Raw genomic sequence first — 13125 nt, 5'->3', positions numbered from 1 at the left:
TGACAAAAACGTTCGGACAGGAAATCTCTGCCCGAACGTTTTGTGGTTTAAGGGTTTACTTTACCAACACCTGCATTTGAGATCACTTCTGATTTCACATTGTTCACGTTAAGCAAAGAGTAGTTATAAGGAGGGTTATACGTACCTGTTGAAGATGTTGGCAGACTGCCTGTGCTGTTAATATAAGAGTTGTTGATGACATGCCATGTTCCAACTTGACGGCTGTCCCAGCTTCCAATGGCATTATTGGTGTTTTCAAATAAGTTGTGTTCTATTCTCATCTTTGCGCCCATACGTGAGTTAATCGCTGTTGCCAAGATGCCTTTATAATAGTTGTTATAGACATGGCCTTCCCCGAAGCGCATAGACGGTACACGAGAGTTCAGGTTTTCAAAACGGTTGTTGTGGAACGTAATTTTTCGATTATAGTTATCGTTATCGGAGCTGCCCATGAGCATTGTTTTCCAGCTGTCATGTACATAGTTCCACGAGAAGGTAATATAGTCAGAGTCATTTTTTACATCAAATAAACCATCGTAGTCATCCTTCCCAGAATTCAATGTGTTGTACAGTTCATTATGGTCGACCCATATGTTTTTAGAACCGCCTTCGATCCCGATCGCATCTTTGTCACCGATTTTGCTGTGGTGGATTTTCAAGTTGCGGATGATGATGTTATTGGCACGCCATACTTTAATGCCAATCCCATTAAATTCGCCGTTCGTCCCTTTACCGACGATCGAAACATTATTTGTATCTTTCACATCGATTTTATTGGCTGATGTATTAGAAGGGGTAATCGTCCCGTCTACTACAATTTTTAATTTTTCGTTTGTTCCTTTATTTTTGAGGGCAGCCAATAATTCATTTCCAGTCTTGACTGTGACGGTTTTACCGCCTTCACCGCCTGTTGTGCCGCCATTTAATGTGGAGAAGCCTTGTTGATTAAAGTTGGCCATAATAGAAGGGCTTTCTGGGTATTTGGCTGCTGCCTTTGCCTCCCCGTTTGGTGCAAATAATGAAGTGACGAGACCAACAGCTAATACACCGGCTAACATTGGAACTTTTCTCTTCAAAGTCAACATCTCCATTCTCTATTTTGTTTTAATGAAAACGTTTCCAAAATAAGCTGTGATTCAACCAATCCTCCTTCCTTCACAAGCATCGCCTCATTCGGAATGTAGGAAGAGCATAGCATGCAAAAAGGTATCATCGGCTAAGGATAGGCGCGGCGTATTCCATGATTTTCTAGGAAGCTAAGCCAATGATTATTTTATTTCATCTTCATGAGATAAGGACCATTGTCGATAGGTATGTGGATGACATCATGATTATGGAGAGGAGGCTCTCCATTTGCTAGAAAATCAAAACGCATCATTTTGTTAGAGAAGAAGGAATGCCATAATCATTACATAAGAAAAAATGGCATATAAAATGGGTTTCATAGAAGTTATGCTAAAAAATAAGGTCTATTTTAAACGGTATTGTCATTCGTGTCGTCTCATGAGTAAGAGAAGAAAGGGAAGGAGGGACGTGTTTGGAGCAGACAGAAGAGACATTATTGATTCAGCGGGCAAAACAGGGCGATGATGCCGCGTTTACAGCCCTTTATCGGCATCATTATTCCTTTCTTTACCGATATATGCTGAAGCTGACCCTTCAACAAGAGCTGGCAGAGGAAATCATGCAAGAAACGATGCTGAAAGCGTATATGAAACTTTCTTCATTTAGAGGAGATGCCTTATTTTCAACCTGGCTCATTTCGATTGCATCTAGGCAATTTTTAGATCACCAGAAGAAAAGAAAACGTGAACAATTGAGAGAAGGAAAAGCCAATCAGGAGGCCATACGCCGTTTCAAATGGGACGTTCAGCAAAAGGGGAACAAATGGCATGACATGTGGGATGCTTTAAATGAACTAAAGGCTCAGGAGAGAGCACCGATTATTCTGCACTATTATTATGGCTTTACCTACCCAGAAATGGCTTCAATGCTCGGAATGAGAGAAGGCACTGTGAAATCGAGGGTTCATCATGGATTAAAGAAAATTCGAAAGGAGTGGGATGTATGAAGGAAGATCGTTTGACCGAACGTTTAAAAGAAGAGCTGCGGCAGCTAGACGAACAAATTGAAGTGGAACAGCCAAGTGAGCAGGCTGTCATGATGATGCTGAAACAGGCGAAGGAACAAGAGAAAAGGCGTTTTAAACAAGAAGTGCTGGCATACGTTTTGACTAGTTTGACCATTCTGGCACTCTTTGCAGCTGCCATTACCCATTTGCCTATCATCTTCATTCTTCTCCAAATAGTGAGCGTACCCATCTGCTTTATTGTTGGCTACAAGGAATATCAACATATTAAAGGAGGGTCTTCCTTATGAGTCAGACGGAAATGATCATCTTATTGTGCGTCTTGCCGTTATTGTTTGCACAGGGCTTTCTTTTATTTATGGATGCAAAGAAAAGAGGGCGTTACAAGTGGTTCTGGGGCATTGTCGGTCTCATTAACTTTCCATCGTCTTCTATTTTATATTGGCTTTGTGTCGTGCTACCTGATCGAAAAAGAGGCGGGAAGCTCCGAAAAGATTGAGTGCATCCGATCAAACTTTTGACCCTTTTTTCGTTGGAAAACAAGCTAGAAATTCATCATGATTCATGTATTTGTCAAAGAAAACGGGACGAGAAACATCCGCTCGTTCGTTTCTAGCACATTAGTCATTCCTTGAGCGCTTATTTTTAAAGTCAATTGCTGCGGCTGCTTGATCTATCTCAATTCGGCATCATTTTCATCTGTTATCAATATTGATCAGATTTTACAATTGGTGTTAAATTAATCTCAATATGCGTTAGAAAATCTAACAATTAAAAGTGTGGAGATATCTACAAGGAGGCAGATGCGGCATGTTGACCTTAGATCGAGCAGCACAAACAGCACAAAGCTACATCCACCGTGTGTTAGAAGAGGTGGAAAAACGAAATCCCGGCGAGGAGGAATTCCAGCAAGCGGTAAAAGAAATTCTGGAATCACTCGTCCCAGTTTTTGCGAAGCATCCAGAGTATGAAAAACAGGGCATTTTAGAACGGCTCATTGAGCCTGAGCGGCTTGTGGTATTTCGAGTGCCATGGGTAGACGATGAGGGCAAAGTACAAGTCAATCGAGGGTTTAGGGTTCAATTCAATAGTGCCATCGGTCCTTATAAAGGAGGCATTCGTTTCCATCCAACCGTCAATGCAAGCATTATCAAGTTTTTAGGGTTTGAACAAATCTTTAAAAACGCACTGACTGGTATGCCGATCGGTGGAGGGAAAGGCGGATCGGATTTTGACCCTAAAGGAAAGTCTGATGGAGAAATCATGCGTTTCGTTCAAAGCTTTATGAGTGAACTCGGCCGATATATCGGACCTGATCAAGATGTGCCAGCAGGTGATATTGGTGTAGGAGCACGCGAAATTGGCTATATGTTCGGACAGTATAAGAAAATGCGCGGCGCTTATGAAGCGGGTGTACTCACGGGGAAAAGCCCTGGATTTGGAGGCAGCTTAGCGAGAAAAGAGGCGACAGGCTACGGACTGGTGTACTTCATGGAAGAAATGCTGAAAGCACATGGGCTCCAATTTGAAGGGCGTTCAGTTGTTGTGTCGGGCTCAGGAAATGTGTCTATTTATGCAATGGAAAAGGTAATGGAATTAGGCGGTAAGGTTGTGGCTTGCAGTGATTCAAGCGGAGCAATTTATGATCCTCAAGGGATTTCACTTGAGACCATTAAGCAGCTGAAGGAAGTCGAGAATCAGCGGATTGGGGCATACCTAGACATTCACCCGCATGCTGAATTAATTGAAGATTGCGAACAAATTTGGTCCGTTCCTTGTGATATTGCGCTGCCATGTGCAACACAAAATGAAATATCAGAGGCGCATGCACAGCAGCTTGTGGCAAATGGTGTCATCGCTGTTGGAGAAGGAGCCAATATGCCGTCCACTCTTAAGGCGGTCAAAGTATTTGAAGAGAATCGTATTTTGTTTGCGCCGGCAAAAGCGGCGAATGCTGGCGGAGTAGGTGTCTCAGCACTAGAAATGGCGCAAAACAGTGCAAGAATGTCTTGGACATTTGAAGAAGTAGATGATCAGCTGAAACAAATGATGCAGTCTATTTATCGTCAATGTACAGAGACAGCGGACGAATATGGACACTCAGGGAACATCATGGTTGGAGCAAATATTGCAGGATTTCGTAAGGTGGCAGATGCCATGATCGCACAAGGCGTGATTTAACTCCTGCTCTCCCGCACCTGTTTATTTCATGACAAGATGGGGAATCGTCCTTTAAGAATGACAATAAGGAGGCGCGGGAGAAATGAAAAAATGGCTGAAACAAATTGTCAAATGGGCACCTGTGATTTATCCAGTGGTGAGGAAAATATATAAAGAGCGAAAAGCATCTAAACGTCGTAACGTATCAGCCGGATAATCCGGCTTTTTTTATGTAAACATACAGATCCTGTGTTGTAAAAAAAATAATAGAATCGAATGATCCATTTCATCCCTCTCTCCGTTAAGTACATAACAAACGGAAAGAGGAGGAAATAAAAGATGAACATGAAGAAAGCAATGTTAACCATTCCACTGAGCGCAGCGTTACTATTCCCGGCGGCTCATAGCGCAAGTGCACACGAAGGACATATGCATGGGGAGGCGAAGAAGACGTCTTCGTCACAAGAGGTATCAAATAAAGCAACAGATCTTCGAGCAGCACTAGATCAGCTGTTTTCAGAGCATGCCTATTTAGCGGTGATCACGATGCAAAAAGGAATTGACGGCAGTAAAGACTTCGATCAAGCAGCGGCGGCTTTAAATGACAACACGAATGACTTATCAGATGCAATAGCCTCTGTGTATGGTAAAAAAGCAGGCAAACAATTCAAAGACATTTGGTCAAGTCATATCGGCTACTTTGTTGACTATGTACAAGCCACAGCGAAAAAAGATGATGCAGGTAAAAAGAAAGCGATCAAGCAGCTTGACCAATATCGAATGAAACAAGCCGATATGCTCGATCAAGCAACAGACGGCAGACTGAAAGCAAGTGAGCTTGAAGAGGGCTTGAAGATGCATGTGAACGAACTGCTAAAAGCGTTTGATAGCTATAATGAAAAGGATTTTGATACGACCTATGAAACGGTGAGAAAATCCATTCATCATATGTTTGAGGTAGGAAAAGGCGTGTCATGGGCCATCACAGATCAATTTCCTGGGAAATTTGATCAAAAGTCAGTGGATACACCAGCAGCGGATCTTCGTGAAGATTTAAACTACTTGTTCTCAGAGCATTTGGCACTCGCAGTAGTTGCCATGCAAAAAGGAAATGATGGCAGCAAGGACTTTGAGCAAGCAGCAGCGGCTTTAAATGAAAACACAAATGATTTATCTGATGCAATTGCATCTGTTTATGGTAAGGATGCAGGCAAACAATTCAAAGACATTTGGTCAAGCCATATCGGTTACTTAGTTGATTATGTCAAAGCGGATGCATCAGGGGATCATCAAGCAAAAGAAAAGGCTGTCAAAGATTTAGATGCGTATCGAATGAAGCAAGCGAAATTCCTAGATCAAGCGACAGATGGACGTTTGAAGGCAGCTGATTTAGAAGCTGGTTTGAAAACACATATTGATGAGCTGATCAAAACATATACGTCTTATCATAATGGTGAATATGATCAGCTTTACCCGACAGTGAGAGAGGCTTATGGTCATATGTTCATGGTTGGTCAGGATGTCGCAGCAGCGATTGTTGATCAGCATCCTGAGCTGTTCAAATCGAACATGCCTAATGAAATGCCGAAAACAGGTATGGGGGGCACAGCCGGTCCTTTAGGCATGTCCTATGAAGCATTTGTGGGAATGATCGCAAGTTTGATCCTCGCAGGCGGCGTGGCAGGTGCATTCTTCCTTAATCGCCGTAAGGCATCAAATTCTAACTCATAAAGACAGATGGGAACGTGCACAATCGTGCCGTTCCTTTCTTCAAAAGGAGGCCGGCTTAGATGAAGAATTGGCTGCTCAGCATTCTTTCGTTTCTCATCATCACAGGCTGTTCATCACAGTCAATGGATGAATCGTCATCCTCAAAAAACATAGTAGCTTCTAAGGAAATGACCACACATCAAGCTGAGAAACAGAACCACTCACACGATACATTAAAAGACGAGCCATCTGGTATTGTGCCAGCTGAAATCGCCATTCCCGCTATTGATGTCAAAGCAAAAGTGGAGAAAACAGCTTTATTAAAGGATGGCAGTATGGGTGTCCCTCGGGATACAGACAACACAGCTTGGTTTAAAGATGGTCCAAAACCGGGAGATAAAGGGAATGCCGTCATGAATGGCCATGTAGATAATAAATGGGGGCCATCGGTTTTTTATCGATTAAAGGAGCTAAAAAAAGGAGACAAGGTGATCGTCACGTCCTCATCGGGGAAAAAGCGAACCTTTGAAGTCATAAAAGTAAGAAGCTATCCGCGTGAGGAGAAGCCCAATGCGTTTTTTGGATACGCCTTTACACGGAATCTCAATTTAATCACTTGTACAGGGACATTTGATCATGCTACAGGCACGCATGAAAAAAGATTGGTTGTCTTTACCCAGATGATCTCTTCATAAAGAAGGCGGATACACGATGGTGTACGCCTTTTTTTCGTGGTTTTCGCAAGTATCTTTCAAAAAGATTCATAGGACATTAGATATGGTTAGTTGTATAAATAGGGGCATTTGTCATATAAATGAGTTGGCAATTTTTATTTCTTTTCAGTAGAATATGAGTAATGAAGAGAACTGCAAGCGTATACAACCTGTCCAGACAAGGCAGATTCTCCACCCCTACATAAGGAGGCCGATCTGATGCTGAGTAAAAGACTGGCGCACATCTTAAGTCAGCTCATGGCAGCTGAGACCCCGCTCACAAGCGCTGCACTATCTGCCAGTTTACAAGTGACAAGCCGCACCATTCGTACAGACATAAAGGAACTGAACGACCGTCTTGCCCCTTATCAAGCAGCTGTAACAGCTGTAAGAGGAGCTGGCTATGAGCTGTTGATCAACGATGAGAATGCCTTTCGCCGTTTTATGAAGGAGGAGGTTGAGCAGGAAGAGCCGCTTGCTGTGCTGCCAGAGGAGCGAGTTCGGTTTATTTTAAAAAGGCTTCTTTTGGCAGAATCCTATGTGAAGCTGGAGGATTTACAGGAGCAGCTGTTTATTAGTAAATCGACGATGAGCAACGATGTGAAATCGGTCAAACGTAAGCTGGAGCCCTTTGATCTGAAGCTGGAAGCGAAGCCGAGCAAAGGCTGCCGGATCAAGGGATCAGAGATGAAAATTCGTTATTGCATGTCAGAATATTTATTCAATGAACGTCGTTCTTATCAAACGATGCTGAACACAGCGGTCACCATTTTGCCAAAGCATGAACTCGAATTGCTTCAGAAAACAATGATAGATTATATCAATGAGGAAGGCATGAATCTATCAGACATTTGCATGAATAATTTAATCGTTCATGTTGCTATTGCCTGCAAACGAATTAGACACGGAAACTATGTATCTGTTCTTCCAGAGGAAATCAGCGAAATTCCGCGGGCAAAAGAATACAAGGTCGCTAAAAAAATGGTGGAGCGTCTTGAAGGGCTGCTGGATGTCTCATTTCCACAAGAGGAAATCGTCTATATCACCATTCATTTACTAGGAACAGCCAAAATGGTACAGTCCTTTTCCTCGAGCGGTCAAAAACAAATTGTCGATGATGACACGAGTCGGCTTGTACAGCTCATGCTGAAGGCCATTGATCAAAAATTGCAGCTTGATTTAGCCGGAGATACGGAACTAATGATTGGATTGAGTCTGCACTTAAAGCCTGCCATCAACCGATGTAAATATGGAATGAACTTAAGAAATCCGATGCTTGATGAAATAAAAGCGGGGTATCCACTTGCCTTTGAAGCGGGGATTATCGCCAGCAGGGTCCTTGAAGAAGAGGAGGGGCTGAGTATTCATGAGAATGAAATCGGATATATGGCGCTTCATTTTGGTGCGGCTTTAGAGCGGAGGAAAATGGAGATCCCGCCGAAGCGGTGTCTCATTGTCTGTGCGTCTGGTGCAGGGAGTGCAAGGCTGCTGCAGGATCGTTTGCGTTCACAATTTGGATCAAAACTGACCATTTTAGGAACAGCAGAGCTATATTCGCTTCCGCATGTCTCTTTACATGCACTGGATTTAATTATTACAACCATTCCAATTCATATGGAATTACCGGTTCCAGTCATTCAAGTGAACACCATTTTGGGAGGCGGCGATTTTTTAAAAATTGAAGAAGCCCTGACGAGTGAAACAAGGGTGACATTGGCCTCGCAATATATGAAAAAGGAATTGGTTTTTACAAAACGCACCTTTCACACAAAAGAAGAGGTCATCACCTTTTTAACGCAAAAAGTCATCGATATGGGATTAGCGCCAGCTGAGCTCACACCATCTGTCATGGAAAGAGAAAAGGCTGCTCCTACCTCTTTCGGACATTATACGGCGATTCCGCACCCGATGACGCCGCTGACAGATGAGACGTTTTGGGCGATATGTACATTAGAAAAACCAATCATTTGGGGAGAGAAAAAGGTTCAATTTGTCTGCCTGCTTTGTGTCGAAAAAGAGAATGCCAAAGATTTAAAAGGCATGTACCGCCTGCTGGGGGAGCTTGTGCATAATGTGAAATTCATTCAGCACCTGATCGCCTGTGATACATTTGAAGACATGCTTGATATCATGTATAAAAAGGCTCCTTCGTACAAGAACTAACTGTGTGATATTAACTTTTTCCGCTTCCTAAAGGAAAAAGTATGGGTGTTTATGAAAGCGGTTTCATAATATGATGAATGTGTAAAGAATAGCTTCACACTTTGAAAAGGGGGCGTTTACACATGAATATCTTATTGGTTTGCGCAGCAGGTATGTCTACAAGCTTACTTGTCACAAAAATGGAGAAAAGCGCACAAGAACAAGGAAAAGATTATCGTATTTGGGCAGTATCTGGAGATTCTGCGAAAAATCATATTGATCAAGCCGATGTGCTTTTATTAGGACCTCAGGTTCGATATTTATTACCGCAAATGAAAAAGCTCGGAGAAGAAAAAGGAATACCAGTAGACGTAATTAATACCGTGCATTATGGCGTATGTAATGGCGCCGAGGTTTTAAAATCTGCTGAACAGCTAGTGAACGGATAAAGGGGGCGGAGGGGATGAATGGATTCAACCGATTTCTAGAAGAGAAGGTCATGCCGTTTGCAGGGAAGATTGCCGCTCAAAGACATTTACAAGCATTGCGTGACGGAATTGTTTTAACGATGCCTCTCATTATTGTCGGTTCACTGTTTCTCATTTTAGCCAACCTTCCGATCCCAGGATACAGCGATTTTATGGCAAGTATCTTCGGAGCAGAATGGGCCACGAAACTATCCTATCCTGTTAATGCAACCTTTGACATTATGGCACTTGTTGCGACCTTCGGGATTGCTTACAGGCTAGCTGAAAAGTATGCCGTTGATGCACTATCATCTGGTGCGATCGCTGTTGCGGCTTTCCTGTTGGCTACTCCATATCAAGTACCTTTCACACCTGAAGGCTCAACAGAAGCTATCCTAGTTGGCGGAGGAATTCCTGTCACACTGATGGGCAGTAAAGGTTTATTCGTTGCCATGATTATTGCCATGCTTTCAACCGAAATTTACCGCTTTATTGTACAGCGGAATATCGTCATCAAAATGCCTGATGGTGTACCGCCAGCAGTCAGTAAATCGTTTATTGCACTTATTCCAGGTTTTGTGGTCATCACGCTGATCTGGGTCTCTAGACTTGTGATTGAGATGACACCTTTTGAGAGTATTCATAATATCATCACGGTCTTAATTGGCACACCGCTTTCCATTCTTGGTGGCAGCTTAGGCGGCAGTATCGTTGCGATGGGTGTGCAAATGCTCCTATGGGCATGTGGTATTCACGGAGCAACCATTGTCGGGGGCGTCATGGGGCCAATTTGGCTCGGTGCAATGGATGAGAACCGTCTTGCATTTCAAGCAGGAGAAGTGCTGCCGAATATTTTCACAGCGCAGTTCTTTGAAATCTTCATCAACGTCGGCGGAAGCGGTGCAACGCTAGCTTTGGTGCTGACCATGATCTTACGTGCTAGAAGTAAACAAATGAAACAGCTTGGCCGCCTTGCCATTGGGCCAGCCATCTTTAACATCAACGAGCCGATCATTTTTGGAATGCCGATTGTGATGAACCCAATGCTTCTCATTCCGTTTATCCTTACGCCAATCATGATGATCATCACCACATATATCGGAATGAGCACAGGCCTTGTGGCAAAACCGGCAGGGATTGCTGTCCCATGGACTATGCCGCCAATCATTTCAGGCTATCTCGCCACAGGAGGTAAAATCTCTGGTGCTGTCATGCAGCTGATTAACCTTGCGTTGTCATTTGCTCTATACTACCCATTCTTTAGAATGTGGGATAAGCAGAAATTGAAAGAAGAAAGTGAGCTAGAAACAAAAGCATCAACTGATGAAAATGTCGTCAGCATGTAATAGAGGGAACAAAGGGGGGTGCGGCCGATGGAAATGGAACAAATTGTGTTTCAACTCATCCTGCACGGCGGAAATGGCAGAAGCTCAGCGATGGAAGCCATTACGTGTGCAAAGCAAGGTAATTTTGATGAGGCGAAGCAAAAAATGCAGGAAGCACAAGACGCGTTAAATGAGGCGCATCACGCACAGACAGAGCTGATCCAAGGAGAAATCAGGGGCGAAAAGACGGATATTAGCCTCCTCATGATTCATGCGCAGGATCATCTCATGAACGCAATGACCGTTAAGGAGCTCGCAGCAGAAATCATTGAGCTCCATGAAAAAATGAAGCAACTCGGAGGTGTCAATTCATGAAAGAAGGAATCAAAATTGTCACAATAGGCGGTGGATCGAGCTATACGCCTGAGCTCGTCGAAGGGTTTATTAAACGATATCATGAATTGCCTGTAAAGGAATTATGGCTTGTGGATATTGAAGCGGGTCAGGAAAAGTTAAACATCGTGGGCGCTCTGGCGAAACGTATGGTCGAAAAAGCAGGTCTACCGATTGAGGTACACCTGACTCTTGACCGCCGGGAAGCCTTAAAGGACGCAGATTTTGTGACGACACAATTTCGTGTAGGACTGCTGGAAGCACGGGCAAAGGATGAAAGAATACCGCTTAAATATGGCGTCATCGGTCAGGAAACGAATGGACCAGGCGGTTTATTTAAAGGCCTTCGGACCATCCCGGTCATTTTAGACATTGTGAAGGATATGGAAGAGCTTTGCCCAGACGCATGGCTTGTGAACTTTACGAATCCAGCCGGCATGGTCACAGAAGCTGTTTTACGCTACACGAATCTCAAAAAAGTCGTCGGTCTATGCAATGTGCCGATTGGGATCAAAATGGGAATCGCTAAGGCGCTTGAAGTGGATGTAGAACGCATTGAGGTACAGTTTGCCGGTCTCAATCACATGGTCTATGGATTAGACGTATATTTAGACGGGGTCAGCATTATGGATCAAGTGCTTGATGAACTAGGAAATCCAAACAGCCAGTGGTCCATGAAAAACATTGAAGCGAAAAACTGGGAGCCTTCTTTTGTGAAAGGATTAGGGGTCATCCCATGTCCGTATCACCGCTATTACTATAAAACGAAAGATATGCTGGAAGAAGAACAAAAGGCGGCTCAAGAAAAAGGAACACGAGCGGAGGTTGTACAGCAGGTCGAGCGGGAACTATTTGAGCTCTATAAAGATCCTGATTTGTCGATTAAACCACCGCAGCTCGAAAAAAGAGGCGGAGCCTATTACAGCGATGCGGCTTGTAACTTAATCAGCTCCATCTATAATGATAAGCACGACATTCAACCAGTCAATACAGTGAACAAAGGGGCGATTGCCAGCATTCCGGCTGAATCAGCGGTTGAAGTAAACTGTATCATTACGAAGGACGGACCAAAGCCAATCGCGACAGGTGATCTGCCTGTAGCTGTCAGAGGGCTCGTTCAACAAATCAAATCATTCGAGCGTGTGGCAGCTGAAGCGGCTGTAACTGGAGATTACGAGACGGCTCTTGTTGCGATGACGATCAACCCGCTCGTCCCATCTGACGAGATTGCAAAGCAAATTTTAGATGAAATGCTTGAAGCGCATCGTGAATATTTACCGCAATTCTTCAAATCAGTCAATGCTTAACACATAATGAGTGACCCCTTTTATGGGGTCATTTTTTATGATTTCTTCATATGGAAACTGGAGAAAGAAGTGTATGATAGAAAAAACAGCATGTATGGCTTCAAAGAAAGGACTGTTGGAATATGGTTGCAATTGGTTTAATGCTTTACGGATTTGTCGTACAGCCTGTCATGAGTTATGGCACAGTGATCTTGTTTTTGTATGGCCTTATTGCTTCATTTGTTGGTCTCATTCGGCATAAGGACTATGTGTGGATTTATGTTCTCCGCCTGCTTGTTTGTTTCACCATTCCAGTGACTAACCTGTTGATGTATTTCGCAACGATTGGAGGAGATGCAAGAAAGTTTGATTTCCAGCCGATGCCGCTTGTTTACTATCTTGTCTTTATCCTAGAAATCATGATCATCTTTTTGCCTGAGATTTTTTTACTGATCGAAAGAAAGCGAAGCATCAAGGGAAAACAGTGGATATACGCTGGGGCGATTGTTGGGGTATCGGTCTTGTTTTGGTGCACGATTTGATGGGAAGCAGACGAGTCAACTAAGCCTTTTTCGCCTTTTGTTTCTGTAACTTCTTTCGTCTAACCTTTACAAAAGAGATGGAAAGAGCAAGGATAGAAATCCCAAGCGCCTTAAATAGAAACCGGGTGAGGAACGGTGAATCGTCGAAACCAGTAGCGACGATCATCGATCCGATACAGATCCCAATGAACGCTAATAGATAAGTAAAAAACATACCATCCCTCCTTAATTTATTACCATTATAAGGTATATTGGAGAGGTAAATAAACAAAAAAGAACCCTTCGTGAATGAAAGGTT

15 protein-coding genes are annotated in these 13125 nt (G+C 43.3%); 13 read left to right on the top strand and 2 right to left on the bottom strand.

Annotation, left to right across the window (positions count from 1 at the left end; all coding sequences use genetic code 11):
- Positions 1 to 47: 47 nt before the first annotated feature.
- Complete coding sequence (locus tag AC3WTB_RS09115; protein WP_492333615.1) at positions 48 to 1085, bottom strand: pectate lyase family protein; 1038 nt, start codon at positions 1083 to 1085, stop codon at positions 48 to 50.
- A gap of 452 nt (positions 1086 to 1537) precedes the next feature.
- Between AC3WTB_RS09115 and sigY the strand changes: the two genes are divergently transcribed.
- The 13 genes from sigY to AC3WTB_RS09050 all read left to right on the top strand — a co-directional run bounded on the left by sigY (position 1538) and on the right by AC3WTB_RS09050 (position 12827).
- On the top strand, positions 1538 to 2071 hold the full coding sequence (gene sigY / locus AC3WTB_RS09110; RefSeq protein WP_492333614.1) for an RNA polymerase sigma factor SigY: 534 nt from the start codon (positions 1538 to 1540) through the stop codon (positions 2069 to 2071).
- A complete protein-coding gene (locus AC3WTB_RS09105; RefSeq protein WP_492333613.1) occupies positions 2068 to 2379 on the top strand; it encodes a YxlC family protein in 312 nt (103 codons plus the stop codon). Before sigY ends, AC3WTB_RS09105 begins: the two co-directional genes overlap by 4 nt.
- Positions 2376 to 2588, top strand: a complete 213-nt coding sequence (locus AC3WTB_RS09100; RefSeq protein ID WP_039182469.1) for a hypothetical protein — start codon at positions 2376 to 2378, stop codon at positions 2586 to 2588. Before AC3WTB_RS09105 ends, AC3WTB_RS09100 begins: the two co-directional genes overlap by 4 nt.
- Positions 2589 to 2899: 311 nt before the next feature.
- Positions 2900 to 4270, top strand: coding sequence for an NADP-specific glutamate dehydrogenase (gene gdhA, locus AC3WTB_RS09095; RefSeq protein ID WP_268473507.1), 1371 nt, complete (start codon positions 2900 to 2902; stop codon positions 4268 to 4270).
- A gap of 82 nt (positions 4271 to 4352) precedes the next feature.
- Complete coding sequence (locus AC3WTB_RS09090; RefSeq protein WP_223250414.1) at positions 4353 to 4466, top strand: small protein YxzF; 114 nt, start codon at positions 4353 to 4355, stop codon at positions 4464 to 4466.
- Positions 4467 to 4588: 122 nt separating this feature from the next.
- Positions 4589 to 5980, top strand: a complete 1392-nt coding sequence (locus AC3WTB_RS09085; protein ID WP_426052429.1) for a copper amine oxidase — start codon at positions 4589 to 4591, stop codon at positions 5978 to 5980.
- Positions 5981 to 6039: 59 nt separating this feature from the next.
- Positions 6040 to 6654: a class F sortase gene (locus tag AC3WTB_RS09080; protein ID WP_492333612.1), complete on the top strand. Its 615-nt coding sequence runs from the start codon at positions 6040 to 6042 to the stop codon at positions 6652 to 6654.
- A gap of 237 nt (positions 6655 to 6891) precedes the next feature.
- Positions 6892 to 8835, top strand: a complete 1944-nt coding sequence (locus AC3WTB_RS09075; RefSeq protein WP_492333611.1) for a BglG family transcription antiterminator — start codon at positions 6892 to 6894, stop codon at positions 8833 to 8835.
- A gap of 122 nt (positions 8836 to 8957) precedes the next feature.
- The gene (locus AC3WTB_RS09070) at positions 8958 to 9263 is read left to right on the top strand and encodes a PTS sugar transporter subunit IIB (RefSeq protein WP_003214824.1); all 306 of its coding nucleotides are present in this window, start codon (positions 8958 to 8960) and stop codon (positions 9261 to 9263) included.
- Positions 9264 to 9277: 14 nt separating this feature from the next.
- Positions 9278 to 10627: a PTS cellobiose transporter subunit IIC gene (gene celB, locus AC3WTB_RS09065; RefSeq protein ID WP_492333610.1), complete on the top strand. Its 1350-nt coding sequence runs from the start codon at positions 9278 to 9280 to the stop codon at positions 10625 to 10627.
- A 27-nt stretch (positions 10628 to 10654) separates the two neighbouring features.
- Positions 10655 to 10981: a PTS lactose/cellobiose transporter subunit IIA gene (locus tag AC3WTB_RS09060; RefSeq protein ID WP_039182451.1), complete on the top strand. Its 327-nt coding sequence runs from the start codon at positions 10655 to 10657 to the stop codon at positions 10979 to 10981.
- Positions 10978 to 12306: a 6-phospho-beta-glucosidase gene (locus AC3WTB_RS09055; protein WP_251180939.1), complete on the top strand. Its 1329-nt coding sequence runs from the start codon at positions 10978 to 10980 to the stop codon at positions 12304 to 12306. Before AC3WTB_RS09060 ends, AC3WTB_RS09055 begins: the two co-directional genes overlap by 4 nt.
- A gap of 122 nt (positions 12307 to 12428) precedes the next feature.
- Positions 12429 to 12827: a hypothetical protein gene (locus AC3WTB_RS09050; protein WP_099663800.1), complete on the top strand. Its 399-nt coding sequence runs from the start codon at positions 12429 to 12431 to the stop codon at positions 12825 to 12827.
- 19 nt (positions 12828 to 12846) lie between these two features.
- Here AC3WTB_RS09050 and AC3WTB_RS09045 read toward each other — a convergent pair whose 3' ends face one another.
- Entirely contained in the window at positions 12847 to 13041 is a 195-nt protein-coding gene (locus AC3WTB_RS09045) for a hypothetical protein (RefSeq protein ID WP_099663799.1), read from the bottom strand.
- Between the last annotated feature and the right edge of the window lie 84 nt (positions 13042 to 13125).

This window comes from Bacillus sp. EB106-04-04-XG123 (assembly GCF_058791855.1).
The sequence above is the reverse complement of the archived record's forward strand: the minus strand, read 5'-3'. Positions and strand labels throughout refer to the sequence as shown.

Coding starts and splice junctions, on each gene's coding strand:
- AC3WTB_RS09115 (WP_492333615.1), bottom strand. CDS start 1,085: ATGTTGACTTTGAAGAGAAAAGTTCCAATGTTAGCCGGTGTATTAGCT.
- AC3WTB_RS09105 (WP_492333613.1), top strand. CDS start 2,068: ATGAAGGAAGATCGTTTGACCGAACGTTTAAAAGAAGAGCTGCGGCAG.
- AC3WTB_RS09100 (WP_039182469.1), top strand. CDS start 2,376: ATGAGTCAGACGGAAATGATCATCTTATTGTGCGTCTTGCCGTTATTG.
- gdhA (WP_268473507.1), top strand. CDS start 2,900: ATGTTGACCTTAGATCGAGCAGCACAAACAGCACAAAGCTACATCCAC.
- AC3WTB_RS09090 (WP_223250414.1), top strand. CDS start 4,353: ATGAAAAAATGGCTGAAACAAATTGTCAAATGGGCACCTGTGATTTAT.
- AC3WTB_RS09085 (WP_426052429.1), top strand. CDS start 4,589: ATGAACATGAAGAAAGCAATGTTAACCATTCCACTGAGCGCAGCGTTA.
- AC3WTB_RS09080 (WP_492333612.1), top strand. CDS start 6,040: ATGAAGAATTGGCTGCTCAGCATTCTTTCGTTTCTCATCATCACAGGC.
- AC3WTB_RS09075 (WP_492333611.1), top strand. CDS start 6,892: ATGCTGAGTAAAAGACTGGCGCACATCTTAAGTCAGCTCATGGCAGCT.
- AC3WTB_RS09070 (WP_003214824.1), top strand. CDS start 8,958: ATGAATATCTTATTGGTTTGCGCAGCAGGTATGTCTACAAGCTTACTT.
- celB (WP_492333610.1), top strand. CDS start 9,278: ATGAATGGATTCAACCGATTTCTAGAAGAGAAGGTCATGCCGTTTGCA.
- AC3WTB_RS09060 (WP_039182451.1), top strand. CDS start 10,655: ATGGAAATGGAACAAATTGTGTTTCAACTCATCCTGCACGGCGGAAAT.
- AC3WTB_RS09055 (WP_251180939.1), top strand. CDS start 10,978: ATGAAAGAAGGAATCAAAATTGTCACAATAGGCGGTGGATCGAGCTAT.
- AC3WTB_RS09050 (WP_099663800.1), top strand. CDS start 12,429: ATGGTTGCAATTGGTTTAATGCTTTACGGATTTGTCGTACAGCCTGTC.
- AC3WTB_RS09045 (WP_099663799.1), bottom strand. CDS start 13,041: ATGTTTTTTACTTATCTATTAGCGTTCATTGGGATCTGTATCGGATCG.